The following is an 18,906-nucleotide window of genomic DNA, read 5'->3' on the forward strand; positions in this document are numbered from 1 at the left end:
CGTCGAGGTGCGCTCGGCCCATGGCGACAGCCACCTCGGCCACGTCTTCCCCGACGGCCCGCGCGACCGTGGCGGCCCTGCGGCGCGCGGGCGCGGGGCGCGTGGAGCACCCGTCGCGCATGGACAGCGAGGGCCTGCTCGCCCTCCCCATGCTCGCGCAGGTCGCGGGCGTCGACATCGGGCTGGTCACCGCGCCGGGGGGGCGCGGGGTGATCGCGCCCGCCCTGCAGGCACGCGGTGCGCGCGTGCACCGCGCGGACGTCTATGCACGCGAGCCGGTGCGGCCCTCGCCGCGGGCGCTCGCGACGATCCTGGCGCTCGAGTCGCGCCTGGCGGTGGCGGTGTCCAGCGCGGAGGCCCTGCAGCGCGTGATGGAAGCCGTCGACGCCCCGGTGCGCGCGCGGCTGGTGGGTGCGCGCGTGCTTGCGGCCAGCCGCCGCGTGGAAGCGACCGCGCGCACGCTGGGATTCGACGACGTGGTGGTTGCGGCCGGGCCGCGCCCCGCGCAGCTGGTCGCGGCGCTCGACGACGCGGACTGAGCTGCGCGCTGTGCCCGCCGTGGCAATCGGCCCGAGCGGCGACGCTGTCGGCGGCTCGATGTGGCCACGACGCCGGCCGCAGGCACGGCTCCCCGACCTCACGTCCGCGATGTTGGTCGCCGCCGTGCCCGTGGATCGTCCGGTCCACGCCCAAGCGGCCGATGAACGGCGTCGCGCGCACCATGGCGGCTTCACGGCGCCTCACGGCCGCCTGAGCAGACTCGGGGGCATTCGTCACGGACTCCGGCGAGGCTCGCCATGAACGTCCTCCGCAGTGTGCTGCTGCTGATCGTCGTCGGTCTCGCGGTCGCCCTGGCCGCCCAGGTCCTGCTGCAGGACCCGGGGCTGGTGCTGGTGCGCTACCGCGGGTCGGACTACACGACCACCGTGCCCTATGCCGTCGCGATGGCGCTGGGCGGGCTCGCGGTGCTCTGGCTGCTGCTGCGGCTGCTGGCCGCGCCGGTGCAGGCCGTACGCCGGCGCCGCGAGCGCACGCAGCGCCGCCGGCTGGCCGACGGCCTGTCGGACGTGCACGAGGGCCGCTGGTTGCGCGGCGAGCGCACGCTGCTGGCCAACGAGGATCCCGACACGCTGGCGATCGCCCGCGTGCATGCCGCACGCGCGGCCGCGGCGCGCGGCGAGGTCTCGCTGGCGCAGCAGCACCTGGAAGCGATCCGCGGGCCGCATGCGCCGCTGCACGCGGTGGCGCTCGCCGAACTCGCGCTGGCGCAGGGCCGGCCGACCTCGGCGCTGGCCGCGCTCGATGACGCCAGCGCGCAGCCGCTGCCGCCGCGCGGGCTGGCCCTGCGTGCACAGGCGCTGGCCGAGATCGGCCACTACCACGAGGCCTACGGAATGCTCGCCGCCCTGCGCAAGGCCGAGGCCGTGCCCGCCCCCGACCTGCCGCGCCTGGAGGCGCGCTGGGCGCGGGGCATGCTCGCCGAGGCGCCGGACGGCAATACGCTGGCCGAGCGCTGGGAGAGCCTGCCCAAGCCGCTGCGCCACGATCCCGCCGTCGCCGGCGCCTATGCCGAGCGCGCCGCCGCCTTCCACTGGGACGACGCCGCGGCCCGCGCGATCGAGGACGCGCTGGACACGCACTGGGACGAGGCGCTCGCCGCGCAGTACGGGCGCCTGACGATCGGCCGCCTGGACCAGCGCGCCGCGCGCGTGGAGCGCTGGCTGGCGCAGCATCCGGAAAGCCCCGGCCTGCTGCTGAGCCGCGCCCGCCTGCACTACGCGCACGGGGACTGGCCGCAGGCCGAGGCCGCGCTGCGGGAGGCGCTGCAGGCCGGCGCAGGCCCGGAGGCCTGGGAGTTGCTGGGTCATGGCCATGCCGCGGCCGGCGACGAGCGCCGGGCGCGCGTGGCCTATGCGAACGCACTGCGCGCGATGCGCGGCGAGGAGCTGATCGAGCTGCCCGCCGAGGCCTACCCGCCCACGCCGCGCGAGGGGCGTGAGGTACGCAACGCCCACGGCATGCCGCGCCTGCAGTGACGCCTCGCCGGCCGTCGGGCCGGCCCGGGCTCAGCGCTCGAGGATCGCGACCACGCCCATGCCGCCGGCGGTGCAGATGGAGACCAGGCAGCGTCCGCCGCCGCGCAGGGCGAGCTCCTTCGCCGCCGCCGCGACGATGCGGGCGCCGGTGGCGGCGAACGGGTGGCCGGTGGCCAGCGAGGAGCCGTTGGGATTGATGCGTGCCGGGTCGATCGCGCCCAGCGCCGCAGGCAGCCCCAGGCGCTCGTGGCAGTACTGCTCGCTCTCCCAGGCCCGCAGCGTGCACAGCACCTGTGCCGCGAAGGCCTCGTGGATCTCGTAGAAGTCGAAGTCCTGCAGCGAAAGCCCGTTGCGCGCGAGCATCTCCGCCACCGCCACCGTCGGCGCCATCAGCAGGCCCTCGCCGCCGACGAAGTCCACCGCCGCCACGTGCACGTCGCGCAGCCAGGCCAGCGGCTCGATGCCGCGCGCCTGCGCCCAGTCGCCCGAGGCCAGCAGGCAGGCCGCCGCGCCGTCGGTCAGCGGCGTGGAATTGCCCGCGGTGAGCGTGCCGCGCCCGCTGTGGCGGTCGAACGCGGGCTTGAGCGTGGCGAGCTTGGCCACGTTGGTGTCGGCGCGCAGGATGTTGTCGCGCGTGACGCCGCGGAAGCCCACGACCAGGTCGTCCATGAAGCCGCGCTCGTAGGCGGCGGCCAGCTTGTGGTGGCTGGCCACCGCGAGCTCGTCCTGCGCCTCGCGCGTGATGCCCCATTCCTTGGCCATGTCCTCGCAGTGCTGGCCCATGCTCTTGCCGGTGCGCGGCTCGGCCACGCCCGGGAAATCGGGCTTGAGCTCGCGCGGGGAGAAGCCGCGGAAGGCCATGAGCTTGTCGCGCGGCGTCTTGGCGGCATTGGCCTTGAGCAGGCGCCCGCGCAGGGCCTTGCTGTAGACGATGGGCACGTCGGAGGTGGTGTCCGAACCGCCGCCGATGCCCGCCTCGATCTGGCCCAGCGCGATCTTGTTGGCGATGTGGCTGATGGTGTCCAGCGAGGTGCCGCAGGCGCGCTGCAGGGTGATGCCGGGCGTGAGCGGCGACAGGCCCGAGCTCAGCGCGGCCTCGCGGCCGAGGTTCCAGTCGGCCGAATGCTTGATCACCGCGCCCATGGCGACCTCGCCCAGCTGCGCGCCCTGCAGGCCGTACTTCTCCACCAGCGCGCCCAGCGTGCGGATCGACAACCCGAGGTTGCCGACGTCGGCATAGGCGGTGTTCTGGCGGCAGAAGGGAATGCGGACGCCGCCGAGCACGGCGACGGGACGGAGCTGGCGCATCGGGTTTTCCTCGTGCGGATGGCGATGTCGACGCGGCCGGCGCGGGCCGCGCGGGCATAATCGCGGCGAGTGTAGCGCCCGCCCTTCCCGCAACCAAACGCCCCCGTATTGATGAGCCCGACGTCGACCGAACCCGCTCCGCTGCACGTGCTGGGCGCGCTCGCCCTGGAACTGCGCGGCGATGCGCGGGTGGACCGCGACCGCCTCGAACAGGCGCAGGCCGGCGAGCTGGCGGACCTGATCGCCGCCGACCTTGCCCGCTTCGCGCCGCGCGCGGCGGACCTGGAGCTGGTGCTGGTGGGGGCCCATTACGACCCGGTGGAGCTGCTGCGCCCGGGCTGGCCGCTGCATCGCGAGCTCGATGGTCTGGCCGCCCGCGCGCCCGGCCGGGCGCGGGGGCGCGTGGTGGCGTTCGGGGCCTCGAACGGGCAGCTGCCCGGCGACCTCACGCCCTCGCCCGACTTCGCCGGCGGCCCGCTGCGCCTGTTGCCTTTCGTCCTCGGCGGCGATGCGGCCGAAGTCGCGGCCGTGGGCGAGCGCTTCGAAACCGAACTGCTGGAAACCGGCATGGCCGGCGCCGCCACCGCGCTCGCCGCGCAGGCGCTGTTCGGCCTGGAGGTCGAGCACGCGCGCTATCTCACCGTGCACGACCTCGCGGCCATGACCTCGCTGCAGTACGAACACGCGGGCCTGGCGCCGCTGTGGCCGGTCCTGGAGACCGCGCTGCTGCAGCCGGAGGCCGAGGCCTGGCTCGACACCCCGCCCGAGCCGCTGGTGCGCTATGCCGGGGGCGAGGCGCGCATCGCCCTGTTCTCGCCGCAGGCCTGGCAGCGCCGCTATGCCGCCGGCCTGGACTGCAGCAGCGACGACTGCCGCCAGCGCGCCTTCCGCCAGCACCAGCATTTCCAGGCGCGCCAGCGCCAGCTCGCCGCCGTCCTGCAGGCGCACGGCGTGCCGGTCAACTTCGTGCACTGCGACGCGGGCGAGGACTGCCGCGCGGCCTTGGCCTGACGGGCAGGCCGGTCTGCAGGGCAGGATGCCGGTCGCGGGCGGCGCGGCCGCACGTCCACCGGGCGGCGGCAGCCGGATCAGCTGAGCGGGATGCCCATCGCCAGGCGCGAGACCGCCATCACCGCCACGGCACCGGCCGCGATCAGGCCCATCAGCAGCGGGCTGCGGACCGGATTGATGCCGGCGGAGGTGGCGAGCGCGCCGATGAACACCGGCATCGCCGCATCCAGCGCCTGCCAGGGATCGCGGCCGCCCATGTGCAGGGCCACGGCCATGCCGGCGCTCAGGCCCCCGGCCAGCCCGGCGGCGCTGAGGCCGTCCTTGAGGGTGATCTTGCGCAGCGTAGCGCCCATGAACTCCATGAAACCGTTCCTCGAAGAAGATCGTGCCCGTCACGCGGCGGGCGGCGCGCGGGACGTGCGGTATGGGGACATCCGGATGCGTATCCGGGCCTGCCATGTTCCGGATTACGGCACCGAAAACCATTCCTGCAGGCGATCGTCGTCACGGATCGTTCACGTCGTCCGCCTACGGCCGCTTGCACACGTGGGAACGGCGCGCGGTCGTCGCGCAGTCGCGGTGCGACGGGTGGGAGGCCGGCAACGGGCGCGGGCGGGCGCCCGTGGGTACCGCGCGGTCAGCGGGGGCGACGCGCCCTCGCCGGCGGGGCCTTGAGCGCCTGCTCGATCGCCGCGACGACCTGCGCATCGTCCGGCTTGACCTTGCTCCCCCAGCTGGCGACCAGGCGGCCGTCGCGGCCGACCAGGTACTTGTGGAAGTTCCACTGCGGCGCCTCGCCCGCGGCCTGCGCGAGCTGGCGGTACAGCGGGTGCGCCGAGGCGCCGACGACGTGGATCTTCTGGAACATCGGGAACTTCACGCCGTAGGTGAGCGTGCAGAACTCGCGGATCTGCTTCTCGTCCTCGAACTCCTGCGCCTTGAAGTCGCCCGACGGGAAGCCGAGCACCGCGAAGCCCTGGCCGCGGTACTTCGCATGCAGCGCCTCCAGCGCCTCGAACTGCGGCGTGAAGCCGCACTTGCTGGCGGTGTTGACGATCAGCAGCACCTGCCCGCCATAGGCCGCCTGCAGGTTCACCGGCGTCCTGCCGGCCAGCGGGCGCAGGCTGTGGCCGAGCAGGCCACTGCCGGCAGCGAGTGCCGCTCCCGCCACGAGCACGAGCAGGGCGACGGTGGCGAGGGAGCGGATGCGCAGGGCCATGGCGGTGCCTCCGGTCGGGTCCACGCAGTATGCCGCGCGCCGCGCCGCATCACGCGGTCCGGCGACGGCCGGGCCGCGGGCTCAGCCGCCGAGCGACGCCTCGAGGATGCGGTAGCCGGCGTCGGCCATGCCGAGCGCGGCATAGGTGCGCTGCGCGACGGCATTGTTGGCCTCCACGTAGAGCCGCAGGCCGACCACGTCGCCGGCCCCGCGCGCGAGCTGCTCGACATGCGCGTAGAGCGCGCGGAACACCCCGCCGCGACGATGCTGCGGCGGCACGTAGACGCTCTGGATCCACCACCAGTGGCCGCAGCGCCAGTCGCTCCACTCGGTGGTGAGCATCAGCATGCCGACAGGTTCGGCGATGAGCTCGCGACCGGCCACCGGCACCTCGCGCATGGCGACGAAGTAGCGCGCCTTGGCCGGGTCGGCGATGCCCGCGGTGACGCCGGCGAGCACCGTCTCCGCATCGAGGCGCCTGTGTTCGGTCTCCCAGGCCATCGCCAGCGCCCACTGCGCGAGCAGGTCGGCATCGCCGGCGACCGCGCCGCGCACCCGCAGGCTGCCCTGCATGGCCTCAGCGCACCGCGGTGACGACGCCGCAGGCGATGCGCGCGCCGGAATTGCCCGAGGGCTGCGTGGCGTAGTCGTCGGGCTGCGCATGCACCACCAGCGCGCGGCCGACGATGTCGGTGGCGGCCGCACCGCCCAGGCTGATGCCCTGCACGTGCAGGTTCACGCGTGCCACGCCGTTGGCGTCGGCGGTGATGTTGGGCATGTCGCCCGCGTGGTGCGCACCCGCATCCGGGCGCCCGTGCGGCTGGCCCGTCGGGTTGAAGTGGCCGCCCGCACTGGAGGCATCGGCGGCGGAGCAGTCGCCCTTCTCGTGCACGTGGATGGCATGCGTGGCATTGCGCACCAGCCCGCCGATCTCGCCGGTGAAATGCACCCCGCCCGCCATCGGCATCGCACTGAGCTTGCCGCTGACCAGGCTGCCGGAGGCCGGCGCGAGATTGACGGTGGCCGAGCGCGCGGGCGGCGTCGAAGCGGGTGTCGGCGCAGCCGCCGGCGTGGTCGACGTGCCGGTGCTGGCGCAGCCGGCGAGCGTGGCGGCGAGCAGAAGGAAGGCGACGCGTGGCATGCGGGATTCCTCGACATGGGAGCCGGCGGACGATAACGCGTGCGGGGTTCGCGTGCAGTTAACGCGTGCATCGCCGAGCCGCCGATGGCGATGGCGATGGCGATGGCGATGGCAAGCGTCGGGCGCGGGCGCCACCGCATGCCCCGTCCGTGCATGGCTTCCGGACCGGTCGGCGGCGCTTCGGTGCCGGAAGACACCGGCCGCCTTCCGATGTCGAACACTGCAATAGACGGTGCTAGTTCCCGAGCGACCCACGGCCGCGACGAACAATCGTGAGACCCGGAGGGCGGCGCGCAGGATGCGCGCCGTCGGCACCCGAGCCATGGATGGCGAGTGTGCCGATCCCGGCGTCGTGTCCGGCCACGGGCTGTAGACCTGTCGGGAAAGGCCCTTTCGTTTGGGTACTTTTCTTTGGGCCAGCAAAGAAAAGTACCTCGGGCGCGACAGCGCACGAAACGCTGTTGCTCTTACCCACACAACACGAAGGCAACGTCCATGGATCCCTGCGTCCGCGGGGATGACGAAGGAGACGAAGCCTTACGAGGCCACGCGCGGAGGCGGAAGTCACCGCCCCCGCGCGTTCGCGGGGACGTCAAGGCTGGATAGCCCGCCGCGCGGCGCCAACCGCGCGAATCGCGAAGCTACCTCCGCGCTCGACCTCGCGCTACCCGCGCCGCCCCAGCTTTCGCGTGAGTGTATTGCGCCCCAGCCCCAGCAACGCCGCCGCCTGCGCCCGCCGCCCGCCCGTGCGCTCGAGCGCCGCCTCCAGCAGCACGCGGTCCACGCGTGCGACGATGCGTGCGTGCAGGTCGCGGACGTCGCCGGCCAGTGCCTCGCGGGCGTAGGCGGCGAGCGCGTCCTCCCAGTTCGCGGCATCGGCGGCGGGCGCGGCATCGCGCACGGCCGCGCCGATGCGTGCGTCGTGGACGTCGCCCGCGGACTCCGCAGCGCCACCGGGCGCCTGCACCGCCGGCCCCAGCGCCGCCTCGACGTCCGCACGGCCCACGCGCTCGCCCGGTGCCAGCGCGGCCAGGCGCCAGCAGAGGTTCTCCAGCTCGCGCACGTTGCCGGGCCAGTCGTGGGCACGAAGCCGCTCGAGGGCTTCGCGGTCCAGGCGCTTTTCGCGCGCGCCAAAGCGCTGCGCCGCGCGGGCGAGGAAATGCGCGGCCAGCAGGGGCAGGTCCTCGCGACGCTCGCGCAGCGCCGGCAGGCGCAGGCGCACCACGTCCAGGCGGTGCAGCAGGTCGGCGCGGAACTGGCCTGCGGCGACACGCGCCTCGAGGTCCTGGTGCGTGGCGGCCACCACGCGCACGTCGACGCGGATCAGCTCGCGCCCGCCGACGCGGAAGAACTCGCCCTGCTGCAGCACGCGAAGCAGCCGCGTCTGCAGCGCCAGCGGCATGTCGCCGATCTCGTCCAGGAACAGCGTGCCGCCGTGGGCCTGCTCGAAGCGCCCGGGATGGCGGCGCGTGGCGCCGGTGAAGGCGCCGGCCTCGTGGCCGAAGAGTTCCGACTCCAGCAGTTCGGCGGGGATGGCGGCGGTATTGAGCGCGACGAACGGCCGGGATGCGCGCGGGGATTCGCGGTGCAGCGCGCGTGCGACCAGCTCCTTGCCGGTGCCGGTCTCGCCGGTGATCAGCACCGACAGCGGCGCCTGCGCCAGCCGCCCGATCGCGCGGAACAGCTCGCGCATGGCCGGCGACTGGCCCAGCAGCGTGTCCGCCGCGTCCTGCGACACCGGCGCATCGGCAGGCGCGGCCGGCGCCGACGGACCGAGCACCCGCGCCGCCAGCGCCACCGCGTCGTCGAGGTCGAAGGGCTTGGACAGGAACTCGTGCGCCCCGGCGCGGAAGGCCCCGGCGGTACTGGCCACGTCGGTGTAGGCGCTCATCACCACCACCGGCAACTCGGGGCGGCGCTGCTTGAGCTTCTCCAGCAGCACGAGGCCGTCGTCGCCGGGCATCCGGACATCGGTGAACAGGAGCGCCGGCGCGACCGGCGCGGCATCGAAAGCGGCCAGCGCCTCGCGCGCGCTGCCGAAGGCCTCCACGCGCCAGCCGGCCTCGCGCAGTGCCGTGGCGAGCACGAAGCGCACGCCCGCCTCGTCGTCGACGATCCAGATCGGCGGCTCAGGCATCGGCGGGCTCCGGCAGCGGCAACAACAGGGTGAACACGGTATGCCCCGGGCGGGAGCGATAGTTCAGCGCGCCGCGATGCTCGCGGGCGACCTGCTGCGCCAGCGCCAGCCCCAGGCCCGTGCCTTCGGCGCGGCCGGTGACCAGCGGCAGGAACAGGCGCTCGGTGAGCTCGGGCGGCACGCCGCGGCCGTCGTCGGCGATGTCCAGGCGCAGCGCCAGCGGATGGACGACCTCGCCGATCCGCGCGCCGTGCTCGGCGCGCGTGCGCAGCACCACCTGCGCGGCGCCGGCCTCGATGGCATTGCGCACCAGGTTCCAGACCGCCTGCACCAGGCGATCGGTATCGCCTTCGACCTCGGGCAGGCTGGGGTCGTAGTCGCGCACCAGGCGCACGGCCCAGCCGGCGTCGGACTCGGCCAGGCGCAGCACGCGCTCGAGCACGCCGTGGATGTTCAGGGGCGCGTGCGGCGCGGCCGGCGCGGGGCTGAGCAGGCGGTCGAGCAGCGCGGTGAGGCGCGCGGTCTCGGCGTCGATGAGGGCGGTGAGGGCGTGGCCATCGGTGTCGTCCGCATCGAGACGCCGCGCCAGCAGCTGCGCCGCACCCTTGACCCCGGCCAGCGGGTTGCGCAGCTCGTGCGCCAGGCCGCGCAATGCCGCGCTGAGCGCCGAGGGCAGGCGCGCGGGATCGTCGTCGGGAAATTCGTCGACCGGATGCGCTTCCAGCAGCCAGCCGTCCTCGCGGCGAAGCAGCCAGGCGTCGCAGAAGCGCTCGGCGCCGTCGGGAAAGCAAAGGCCCAGCCGGCGCAGGCGCAGCGGGGCATCGGCCGGTCCGGCCGGGCGGTCGAGCGCGGCGTCCAGCCCGCCCTCGGGTGCCAGCGCCGCCAACGGCAGGCCCAGCAGGCGCCGCGGGCCCACGCCCAGCCAGCGCGCGAAGGCCAGGTTGCAGCCGGCCAGCCGCGCATCGTCCGCGGTCCACGCGAGCGGCGTGGTGAGCTGGTCGAGGTCGGGCGGCGCCGTCATCGCACCATGGTAGTGCAGCGCCCACGCGGCCCGGATGCGAAGCGGGGCCGGGATGCGGAGCCGGCACACGGGCCCCGAAAGCACGGCCCGGGCGCGCGTGAGCGTCCGCGGTTTCCGGCCGCCGGTCCCCGCACGGCCCCGGCCGCGGTCAGTTGGCGCTTGCGGACAGCGGCAACTCCACGCGCCAGGCCAGCCCGGGCGCGAGCGCGTGCACGGCGATGTCGCCGCCATGCGCGCGCACGATGGCCGCGGCCACCACCAGCCGCAGCCCCAGGCCCAGGTCCCAGGGCTCGGGCAGCGGCGCGCTGAGCAGGGCGTCGACGTCGTCCGGCACCGGGCCACGATCGGCCACTTCGATCACGATGCGATCGCCGCGCCGCATGGCATGCAGCAGCGGGGGTGCGGCGTCGCGCGACTGCGCGAAGGCCAGCAGCGCGCCGATGGCCTGTACCAGGCGGCCTTCGTCGCCATCGACGCGGGCGCCGGCGACGTCCTCGTCGACCTCCGGCACCGCGGCGCAACCGGCGACGCCGCCGAGCGCGAGGTCGACCAGCATCGTCACGTCCACCGGGCGCGAGCGCAGCAGCAGGCGGCCCTCGCCCGCGCGCACCCAGTCGCCCAGCTCCTCGATCATGGTGGCCATGCGACGCGACTGGCGCTCGATGGTTTCGGCCAGCTCCACCCGCCGGTCCTCGGGCAGCTCGGGGCGGCGCAGCAGGTAGGCCGCGGTCTGCAGCGGCGACAGCGGACCCTTGAGGTCGTGGACCAGCCGCTCGAACAACGGGCGCTCGGCGCGGTCGCTCATGCGCCCACTCCGCCGGGCACGAGCGCGCCGAGGATGCGGCAGATGCCCTCGATCTCCGGCGGCTTGACCAGGTGGTGGTCGAAGCCGGCCTCGGCGGTGCGCCGGCGATCCTCGGGCTGGCCCCAGCCGGTCACCGCCACCAGCGTGAGCCGCTCGCCGCCCGGCGCGGCGCGCAGTGCGCGCGCCACGTCGTAGCCGCTGATGCCGGGCATGCCGATGTCGAGGAAGACCACGTCCGGGCCGAAGCGTTCGACCGCCTCCTGCGCGGCGCGCGGGTCGTAGATGCGCTGCGCCTCGTGGCCCAGCATCTCCAGCATCAGGGCCAGCGTGTCGGCCGAATCGCAGTTGTCGTCGATCACCAGCACGCGGCGCGGCAGCGCCGCCGGGATCGGCGATGGCGGCAGGTCGGCGGCCACGGTGGGCGTGCCCATCGGCAGGCGCACGGTGAAGGTGGCGCCGTGGCCGAGCCCTTCGCTGCTGGCCTCGACGCGGCCGCCGTGCATCTCCACCAGGCGCTTGACCAGGGTCAGGCCGATGCCGAGCCCGCCGCGCGCGCGCTCGATCGAGGTGTCGACCTGCGCGAAGGGCTCGAAGATGGCGGCGATCTGCTCGGGCGCCAGGCCGATTCCGCCGTCGCGCACATGCACCAGCACGTCGCCCTCGTCGATCTCGGCCTCGATGCGGATGGCGCGTGCCGGATCGGAGTACTTGATGGCATTGCTGATGAGATTGGCGAAGACCTGCGACAGGCGCTCGGGATCGGCCTCCAGCGGGACGTCCGTCGAAGGCAGCTGCAGTTCCAGCGCGTGCCCGGCATCGCGGCGCAACGACTCCACGCTGTCCACCGCCGCGCGCAGCACCGCGTCCAGCGTGGTCGCCGTCGGGCGCAGCGTGAGCTTGTCCTGGCTGATGCGGGCCACGTCGAGCAGGTCGTCGATCAGGCGCACCAGCAGCGCGAGCTGCCGGTCCATGGTTTCGTAGAGCGCAGGCCCGGTGCCGCCGCCGAGCTTCATCACGTTGACGGCGTTGTAGAGCGAGGCCAGCGGATTGCGCAGCTCGTGGGCGAGCGTGGCCAGGAACTGGTCCTTGCGCCGGTCGTGCTCGATCAGGCGCGCCTGCGCACGCTCGCGCTCCACGATCTGCGCCTGCAGCTCGACGTTGCGCTGGGCCAGCGCGATGTTGGCCGCGCGCAGGCTGTCGTTCAGCGCTTCGAGCTCACGCGCCTTCTCGACGCGAAGGCTCTCGTTGGCCTGCGCGAGACGCTCGTTGGCGGCCTGCAGCTCGCGGCGCTTGCGGTAAAGCTCCACCAGCACCGCGACCTTGCTGCGCATGATCTCCGGGATCACCGGCACCATCACGTAGTCGACGGCGCCCAGCTTGTAGCCGCGCAGGCGGTCGAGGTCGGAGACGTTGACCGCGGTGACGAAGATGATCGGGGTCTTCTCGAAGCGCGGGTGCTGGTGGATCAGGCTCGCGGTCTCGAAGCCGTCCATGCCGGGCATGTTGACGTCCAGCAGGATCAGCGCGGCCTCGTTCTCCATCAGGAACTGCAGCGCCTCCATGCCCGAGCGCGCCTCGACGAGGTGTTCGCCCAGCGGCTCCAGGATGGCGCGGTACGACAGCAGGCGCCCCGGCTGGTCGTCGACCAGCAGGATCGTGACCGGCGCGTTCGCGGGCGCGGGCGTGGTCGCGCCGGCGCCGGTCGCGGATTCGTTCAACGATGCAGCCACTGGCGCAGCACTCCGAGCAGCTGGTCGGTGACGACCGGCTTGGCGAGGTAATCGGACGCGCCCGCTTCCAGGCACTTCTCGCGGTCGCCCTTCATGGCCTTGGCCGTGAGCGCCACGATCGGGATCGAGCGCGCCTCGGGGTCGTTGCGGATGGCGCGCATGGTGTCATACCCGTCCATGCCCGGCATCATGATGTCCATCAGGATCACGTCGATGTCGTGGTCGGCGGTGACCCGCTGCACGGCCTCGCGCCCGTTGTTGGCGGTGATGACCTCCATGCCGTGGCGCTCGAGCACGATCGACAGCGCGAAGATGTTGCGCACGTCGTCGTCCACCACCAGCACCCGCTTGCCGCGCAGCACCTCGTCGGACTCGGTGAGGCGCCGCACCATCTTCTGCTTGTGCTCGGGCAGGTTGGCGATCACGCGGTGCAGCAGCAGCGCGGTCTCGTCGAGCAGGCGCTCGGGCGACTCCACGCCCTTGATCACCACGCTCTTGGCCGCGCGCTTGAGCCGGCTTTCCTCCTCGCGCGAGAGCTCCTTGCCGGTGAACACCACCACCGGGATGTCGCGCAGGCGCTCGTCCTCCTGCAGGCGGTCGAGCAGGTCGAAGCCGGTCATGTCGGGCAGGCGCAGGTCGAGCACCACGCACTCGAAGCCGCCTTCGGCCAGCATCGAAAGCGCTTCCTCGCCGGTGCCCACGCTGACGATCTCCAGGTCGTCGTGGCGGATCAGTTCCTCGATGCTCATGCGCTCGCTGGCGTCGTCCTCCACCACCAGCAGCTTCTTGACGCGCGGCTTGGCGTATTCGCGGATGCGGTCCAGCGCCACGCCGATGCTGTCGGACGAGGACGGCTTGGCGACGTAGTTGAACGCGCCGCGTTCGAGCGAATGGTGGCGGTCCTCCTCCACCGTGACGATCTGCACCGGGATGTGGCGCGTGGTGGCGTCCTGCTTCAACCGCGCGAGCACCGTCCAGCCCAGCATGTCGGGCAGGAAGATGTCGAGGCTGATCGCGTCGGGGCGGAACTCGCGCACCAGGCGCAGCGCGTCGGCGCCACGGTTGGTGACCAGCGCGTTGAAGCCGCGTTCGCGCGCGGCGTCGCGCATGACCTTGGCGTAGCGCGGATCGTCCTCGACCACCAGCAGCGTGGGCAGGTCGCGATCGATGCGGCCGCGGTCATCGTCGATGGTTTCCAGCGCCGGCCCGGTGGCCGGATGGACGTCGGCCTGCGAGGGCGCGGGACGGAGCGCGGGGGTCGCGGGCCGCGTGGCGGGCGCGGACTCGGCCGGCTCGGCGGCCTGGTAGCGCAGCGGCAGGTAGAGGGTGAACGTCGAGCCCTTGCCGGGCTGGCTCGACAGCGTGAGCTCGCCACCGAGCAGGCCGGCGATCTCGCGGCTGATCGCGAGCCCGAGGCCGGTGCCGCCGTACTTGCGCGAGGTGCCGGCGTCGGCCTGCTGGAAGGCCTCGAAGACGATGCGCTGCTTGTCGGCGGAGATGCCGATGCCGGTGTCGGTCACCTCGAACGCGATCACCGTGGGCGAAGCGTCGAGCACGGGATGGCCCTCGGTCCAGCCGCTGGTCGCGACCCGGCCCGCCAGGCGCACGCTGCCCTGCTCGGTGAACTTCATCGCGTTCGACAGCAGGTTCTTGAGGATCTGCTGCAGGCGCTTGGCGTCCGTGGTGAGCGTGCGGCCGAGCTCGCCGGGGAAGTCGACGGAGAACTCGAGCCCGCGCCGCTCGGCCTCGTGGCGGAATCCACGCTCCATGTTCTCGCGCAGGTGCGCGAAGGTGATGTCCTCGGTCTCGATGGTGACCGTGCCCGATTCGATCTTGGAGAGATCGAGGATGTCGGAGATCAGGTGCAGCAGGTCGCTGCCCGCGGCATGGATGGTCTTGGCGAACTCGACCTGGCGCGGGGTGAGGTTGGCCTCGGGGTTCTCGGCCAGCTGCTGGCCGAGGATGAGGATGGAGTTCAGCGGCGTGCGCAGCTCGTGCGACATGTTCGCCAGGAACTCGGACTTGTAGCGCGAGGTGAGCGCGAGCTCGGCGGCCTTCTCCTCCAGCGCGCGGCGGGCCTGCTCGATCTGCTGGTTCTTGGTTTCGACCTCGGCCTTCTGCTCGGCCAGCAGCGCGGCCTTGAGCGCGATCTCCTCGTTGGTCTGCTGCAGCTCGCGCTGCTGGGCCTGCAGTTCGGCGGCCAGCTGCTGCGACTGCTGCAGCAGGCCTTCGGTGCGCATGCCGGCCTCGATGGTGTTGAGCACGATGCCGATCGAGCGCGAGAGTTGCTCGAGGAAGGTGCGATGCACCTCGTTGAACTCGGCCACCGAGGCCAGTTCGATGACCGCCTTGACCTGGTCCTCGAACAGCACGGGCAGCACGATGACGCTGCGCGGCGACACCGACAGCAGGCCCGAGCGGATCTGCACGAGCTCGGAGGGGATGTCCTGCAGCAGGATCATGCGCCCTTCGGCCGCGCACTGTCCGATCAGGCTCTCGCCGATCGCCAGGGTGTGGTCCAGCGGCTCGGCCGGCGCGTCGGCATAGGCGGCAAGCTGGCGCAGGCGCCGGCCGGTCGCGCCCTCGCCCTCCTCCACGAGGTAGATCAGGCCCTGCTGCGCGTTCACCAGCGGCGCGAGTTCCGACAGCAGCTGGCGGCCGAGCGTCAGGATGTCGCGCTGGCCCTGCATCATCGCGCCGAAGGCGGCGAGGTTGGTCTTGAGCCAGTCCTGCTCGCGGTTGGACTCGGTGGTCGCGCGCAGGGTGGAGATCATCACGTTGAGGTTGTCGCGCAGGTCGGCCACCTCGCCGCGCGCGTCCACGGTGATCGAGCGGGTGAGGTCGTTCTGCGTCACCGCGGTGGCCACCTCGGCGATCGCGCGCACCTGCGTGGTGAGGTTGGCCGCGAGCTGGTTCACGTTCGCGGTGAGGTCCTTCCACACGCCGGACGTGCCCGGCACGTTCGCCTGGCCGCCCAGGCGCCCTTCCACGCCCACCTCGCGCGCCACGGTGGACACCTGGTCGGCGAAGATCGCCAGCGTGTCGGTCATCGAGTTGATGGTGTCGGCCAGCTCGGCGATCTCGCCCTTGGCCTCCACCGTGAGCTTCTGGCCGAGGTCGCCGTTCGCCACCGCCGTCACCACCTTGGCGATGCCGCGCACCTGGGTGGTGAGGTTGGCCGCCATCGAGTTGACGTTGTCGGTGAGGTCCTTCCAGGTACCCGCCACGCCCGGCACGGAAGCCTGGCCGCCGAGCTTGCCCTCGGTGCCCACCTCGCGCGCCACGCGCGTGACTTCCGCGGCGAAGCCGTTGAGCTGGTCCACCATCGTGTTGAGGGTGTTCTTCAGCTGCAGGATCTCGCCCTTGGCGTCGACCTCGATCTTCTTGGACAGGTCGCCCCGCGCCACCGCGGTCGCCACCTCGGCGATGTTTCGCACCTGCGTGGTGAGGTTGGACGCCATCGAGTTGACGTTGTCGGTGAGGTCCTTCCAGGTACCCGCCACGCCCGGCACGGAAGCCTGGCCGCCGAGCTTGCCCTCGGTGCCCACCTCGCGCGCCACGCGCGTGACTTCCGCCGCGAAGCCGTTGAGCTGGTCCACCATCGTGTTGATGGTGTCCTTGAGTTCGAGGATCTCGCCCTTGACGTCCACCGCGATCTTGCGCGAGAGGTCGCCACGCGCCACCGCCGTGGTGACCTCGGCGATGTTTCGCACCTGCGCGGTGAGGTTGGAGGCCATGGAGTTCACCGAGTCGGTGAGGTCCTTCCACGTACCCGCCACGCCCGGCACCTGCGCCTGGCCGCCGAGCTTGCCCTCGGTGCCCACCTCGCGGGCCACGCGCGTGACTTCCGCCGCGAAGCCGTTGAGCTGGTCCACCATCGTGTTGATGGTGTCCTTGAGTTCGCGGATCTCGCCGCGCACGTCCACGGTGATCTTGCGCGAGAGATCGCCTCGCGCCACCGCCGTGGTCACCTCGGCGATGTTTCGCACCTGGCCGGTGAGGTTGGAGGCCATCGCGTTCACCGAGTCGGTGAGGTCGGCCCAGGTGCCGGCCACGCCCGGCACGACCGCCTGGCCACCCAGGCGCCCTTCGGTACCCACCTCGCGCGCCACGCGCGTGACTTCCGCGGCGAAGCCGTTGAGCTGGTCCACCATCGTGTTGATGGTTTCCTTCAGCTGCAGGATCTCGCCGCGCACGTCCACGGTGATCTTGCGCGAGAGGTCGCCCTTGGCCACCGCGGTGGTGACGTCCGCGATGTTGCGCACCTGCAGCGTCAGGTTCGACGCCATCAGGTTCACGTTGTCGGTGAGGTCCTTCCAGGTACCAGCCACGCCCGGCACGTCCGCCTGGCCACCGAGCTTGCCTTCGGTACCGACCTCGCGCGCCACGCGCGTGACTTCCGCCGCGAAGCCGTTGAGCTGGTCCACCATCGTGTTGATGGTGTTCTTGAGCTCGAGGATCTCGCCGCGCACGTCCACGGTGATCTTGCGCGAGAGGTCGCCCTTCGCCACCGCCGTCGTCACTTCCGCGATGTTTCGGACCTGCGACGTCAGGTTCGAGGCCATCGCGTTCACCGAGTCGGTGAGGTCCTTCCAGGTGCCGGCCACGCCCGGCACGATCGCCTGGCCGCCCAGGCGCCCTTCGGTGCCGACCTCGCGCGCCACGCGCGTGACTTCCGAGGCGAAGCCGCGCAGCTGGTCCACCATCGTGTTGATGGCTTCCTTGAGCTGCAGGATCTCGCCGCGCACGTCCACGGTGATCTTGCGCGAGAGGTCGCCGTTGGCCACGGCGATGGTCACCTCGGCGATGTTGCGCACCTGCGCGGTGAGGTTGTTGGCCATCTGGTTGACCGAGTCGGTCAGGTCCTTCCAGACGCCGGACACGCCCTTCACCTTCGCCTGGCCGCCGAGCAGGCCGGCGGTGCCGACTTCCAGCGCCACGCGCGTAACCTCCGACGAGAACTCGCCCATCTGCTCGATCATGCGATTGACGATGGTGGCCGAGCGCAGGAACTCGCCCTGCAGCGGGCGGCCTTCGGCCTCCAGCGGCACCGAGCGGGTGAGGTCGCCCTTGGCGACGCCCGCGATCGCCTCGGTCATGGTCTCGACCGGGCGCACCAGGTCGTCGATCAGCTCGTTGACCGAGCGCTCCATCTGCGCCCATTCGCCACGGCGGGCGGCGGGCGTGACGCGCTGGCGGGTCTGGCCCTCGCGGCCGACGGCCTGTCCCACGCGCGCGAGCTCGCGCGCGAGCTCGCGGTTCTGCACCACGATCTCGTTGAAGGCCTCCGCCAGGCGCCCCGCGATGCCGTCCCAGTGGCGCGGCACGCGCACGTCGAAATCGCCCTCGCGCACGGCCGACATGGCGGCCAGCAGCTCCTGCAGGGGATCGTCGAAGGTGGTGGGAGGCGCGGGAGGCTGGGACTTGGCGGCACGGGTGCGCCGCACGGTGGCTTCGGACACAGGAAATACTCGAGTCGCCCGTCCCCACGGGCATGGAAGGCGAGGATAGGAACGCGAATGTGTACGACGCGTTCACACCGCGATCACATGACGACGCCCGTCCGACTGCATCCGTGACGGGCCTCCCACTTCCGCGCCAGGGAGTTCCGCGCGGCCGCGTTGGTCGCTGGGGCAGCGGGTTCGACGCGGAAGGCCGGCCGTGCGTCGCCGGCCTCCCGAAGGGCGCCGGCTGCTGGCGGTCGCCCGCGCCCGCCGCATGCGAAGGGCGCGATGGCGCGCCGGGCGGCATCGGAAAACTTCCCGGTTCCGGCCCGGTTGCCCGGCGGCGGCGGAGTGTTAACGTGCCGGCGCCCGCGCGCATGTCCGGGCCTTTGTCGATACATTCCAGGGGAAACATTCAGTGAAGAAGCATTTCGTGCTGGCCATCGGGCTGGCGCTTGCCAGCCTTTCCGCACCCGCCATGGCCGAGGGGCAGGGTTTCGTCAGGTTCGAAGCCGGCAGCAGCGACGTGGAGTTCGAGTTCGACGGCTTCCGGGGTTCGGACGAGGACACCGCCTACGGCGTGCGCGGGGGGTACTGGTTCAATCCGAACGTCGCGATCGAGGGCTTCTACACGCGCTACTACAGCCAGCGCTACGACGACGGCTTCGAGAGCGCGAGCCTGAAGCTGCACGCGGTGGGCGTGGGCGTGGTCGGCAAGAAGAACTTCGGCGGCGACCAGCAGGGCTTCTACATCAGCGGCCGCGGCGGCTTCGCCCGTGGCGTGGCGACGGTGGATGTCGACGGGTCCGTGGAAGAGGCCGACGCGGGTGACGTCAAGCCGTACGTCGGCGTGGGCGTGGGCTACGACTTCAGCCCCGGCTTCGGCCTGGGCCTGAACTACGACCAGGTCAAGGGCGGCGACGAAGGCCTGGACGTGACCGCCAGGACGCTCACGCTCGGCCTCGAGCTGCGCATCTGAGCCATCGCGATCGCTGCACGAAAACGGCCGCCTTCGGGCGGCCGTTTTCGTTTACGGCCCGACGCCGTGCGGGCA

The 18,906-nt window shown here is 72.4% G+C and carries 14 protein-coding genes and 1 pseudogene; 5 read left to right on the forward strand and 10 right to left on the reverse strand.

What is annotated here, in order from left to right:
• From EYQ95_RS26890 to EYQ95_RS21315, 3 genes and pseudogenes are all read left to right on the forward strand, one after another.
• Positions 1-76: pseudogene (locus EYQ95_RS26890) on the forward strand (peptide-methionine (R)-S-oxide reductase); the annotation flags it as partial.
• A gap of 43 nt (positions 77-119) precedes the next feature.
• Positions 120-539, forward strand: coding sequence for a uroporphyrinogen-III synthase (locus EYQ95_RS21310; protein WP_243700027.1), 420 nt, complete (start codon positions 120-122; stop codon positions 537-539).
• 258 nt (positions 540-797) lie between these two features.
• The gene (locus EYQ95_RS21315; RefSeq protein ID WP_132330315.1) at positions 798-2,036 is read left to right on the forward strand and encodes a heme biosynthesis protein HemY; all 1,239 of its coding nucleotides are present in this window, start codon (positions 798-800) and stop codon (positions 2,034-2,036) included.
• 30 nt (positions 2,037-2,066) lie between these two features.
• Here EYQ95_RS21315 and EYQ95_RS21320 read toward each other — a convergent pair whose 3' ends face one another.
• Positions 2,067-3,344 (reverse strand): acetyl-CoA C-acetyltransferase, encoded by a 1,278-nt coding sequence (locus EYQ95_RS21320; protein ID WP_132330317.1) that lies wholly within the window; start codon positions 3,342-3,344, stop codon positions 2,067-2,069.
• Positions 3,345-3,455: 111 nt separating this feature from the next.
• Between EYQ95_RS21320 and EYQ95_RS21325 the strand changes: the two genes are divergently transcribed.
• Entirely contained in the window at positions 3,456-4,355 is a 900-nt protein-coding gene (locus EYQ95_RS21325) for a hypothetical protein (protein WP_132330319.1), read from the forward strand.
• 77 nt (positions 4,356-4,432) lie between these two features.
• On the opposite strand, the gene EYQ95_RS21330 is transcribed toward EYQ95_RS21325, so the two are convergent.
• The 9 genes from EYQ95_RS21330 to EYQ95_RS21370 all read right to left on the reverse strand — a co-directional run bounded on the left by EYQ95_RS21330 (position 4,433) and on the right by EYQ95_RS21370 (position 17,870).
• Positions 4,433-4,717, reverse strand: a complete 285-nt coding sequence (locus EYQ95_RS21330; protein ID WP_132330321.1) for a hypothetical protein — start codon at positions 4,715-4,717, stop codon at positions 4,433-4,435.
• A 275-nt stretch (positions 4,718-4,992) separates the two neighbouring features.
• On the reverse strand, positions 4,993-5,574 hold the full coding sequence (locus EYQ95_RS21335) for a glutathione peroxidase (RefSeq protein ID WP_132330323.1): 582 nt from the start codon (positions 5,572-5,574) through the stop codon (positions 4,993-4,995).
• 81 nt (positions 5,575-5,655) lie between these two features.
• Positions 5,656-6,147, reverse strand: a complete 492-nt coding sequence (locus tag EYQ95_RS21340) for an N-acetyltransferase (protein WP_132330325.1) — start codon at positions 6,145-6,147, stop codon at positions 5,656-5,658.
• 4 nt (positions 6,148-6,151) lie between these two features.
• The gene (locus tag EYQ95_RS21345; RefSeq protein WP_132330327.1) at positions 6,152-6,715 is read right to left on the reverse strand and encodes a superoxide dismutase family protein; all 564 of its coding nucleotides are present in this window, start codon (positions 6,713-6,715) and stop codon (positions 6,152-6,154) included.
• Between the two features lie 664 nt (positions 6,716-7,379).
• The gene (gene ntrC, locus EYQ95_RS21350) at positions 7,380-8,852 is read right to left on the reverse strand and encodes a nitrogen regulation protein NR(I) (RefSeq protein ID WP_132330329.1); all 1,473 of its coding nucleotides are present in this window, start codon (positions 8,850-8,852) and stop codon (positions 7,380-7,382) included.
• Positions 8,845-9,873 (reverse strand): nitrogen regulation protein NR(II), encoded by a 1,029-nt coding sequence (locus tag EYQ95_RS21355; protein ID WP_132330331.1) that lies wholly within the window; start codon positions 9,871-9,873, stop codon positions 8,845-8,847. The genes ntrC and EYQ95_RS21355 overlap by 8 nt, the downstream gene beginning before the upstream one ends.
• Positions 9,874-10,021: 148 nt before the next feature.
• Positions 10,022-10,678 carry a sensor histidine kinase KdpD gene (locus EYQ95_RS21360; RefSeq protein WP_132330333.1) on the reverse strand — a complete coding sequence of 219 codons (657 nt, stop codon included), beginning with the start codon at positions 10,676-10,678 and terminating at the stop codon, positions 10,022-10,024.
• Positions 10,675-12,396 (reverse strand): response regulator, encoded by a 1,722-nt coding sequence (locus tag EYQ95_RS21365; RefSeq protein ID WP_165924815.1) that lies wholly within the window; start codon positions 12,394-12,396, stop codon positions 10,675-10,677. The genes EYQ95_RS21360 and EYQ95_RS21365 overlap by 4 nt, the downstream gene beginning before the upstream one ends.
• The gene (locus EYQ95_RS21370; RefSeq protein ID WP_207916589.1) at positions 12,393-17,870 is read right to left on the reverse strand and encodes a HAMP domain-containing protein; all 5,478 of its coding nucleotides are present in this window, start codon (positions 17,868-17,870) and stop codon (positions 12,393-12,395) included. The genes EYQ95_RS21365 and EYQ95_RS21370 overlap by 4 nt, the downstream gene beginning before the upstream one ends.
• Before the next feature lie 400 nt (positions 17,871-18,270).
• Here EYQ95_RS21370 and EYQ95_RS21375 point away from each other — a divergent pair, with 400 nt between their 5' ends.
• Positions 18,271-18,831 carry a porin family protein gene (locus EYQ95_RS21375; RefSeq protein ID WP_132330337.1) on the forward strand — a complete coding sequence of 187 codons (561 nt, stop codon included), beginning with the start codon at positions 18,271-18,273 and terminating at the stop codon, positions 18,829-18,831.
• Positions 18,832-18,906: the final 75 nt, after the last annotated feature.

This window comes from Lysobacter sp. N42 (assembly GCF_004344885.1).

What these genes read in the sequence shown, in the direction of transcription:
- EYQ95_RS21310 (WP_243700027.1), top strand. Translation starts at nt 120, where the DNA reads ATGGACAGCGAGGGCCTGCTCGCCCTCCCCATGCTCGCGCAGGTCGCG.
- EYQ95_RS21340 (WP_132330325.1), bottom strand. Translation starts at nt 6,147, where the DNA reads ATGCAGGGCAGCCTGCGGGTGCGCGGCGCGGTCGCCGGCGATGCCGAC.
- EYQ95_RS21330 (WP_132330321.1), bottom strand. Translation starts at nt 4,717, where the DNA reads ATGGAGTTCATGGGCGCTACGCTGCGCAAGATCACCCTCAAGGACGGC.
- EYQ95_RS21355 (WP_132330331.1), bottom strand. Translation starts at nt 9,873, where the DNA reads ATGACGGCGCCGCCCGACCTCGACCAGCTCACCACGCCGCTCGCGTGG.
- EYQ95_RS21315 (WP_132330315.1), top strand. Translation starts at nt 798, where the DNA reads ATGAACGTCCTCCGCAGTGTGCTGCTGCTGATCGTCGTCGGTCTCGCG.
- EYQ95_RS21345 (WP_132330327.1), bottom strand. Translation starts at nt 6,715, where the DNA reads ATGCCACGCGTCGCCTTCCTTCTGCTCGCCGCCACGCTCGCCGGCTGC.
- EYQ95_RS21320 (WP_132330317.1), bottom strand. Translation starts at nt 3,344, where the DNA reads ATGCGCCAGCTCCGTCCCGTCGCCGTGCTCGGCGGCGTCCGCATTCCC.
- EYQ95_RS21360 (WP_132330333.1), bottom strand. Translation starts at nt 10,678, where the DNA reads ATGAGCGACCGCGCCGAGCGCCCGTTGTTCGAGCGGCTGGTCCACGAC.
- EYQ95_RS21335 (WP_132330323.1), bottom strand. Translation starts at nt 5,574, where the DNA reads ATGGCCCTGCGCATCCGCTCCCTCGCCACCGTCGCCCTGCTCGTGCTC.
- EYQ95_RS21325 (WP_132330319.1), top strand. Translation starts at nt 3,456, where the DNA reads ATGAGCCCGACGTCGACCGAACCCGCTCCGCTGCACGTGCTGGGCGCG.
- ntrC (WP_132330329.1), bottom strand. Translation starts at nt 8,852, where the DNA reads ATGCCTGAGCCGCCGATCTGGATCGTCGACGACGAGGCGGGCGTGCGC.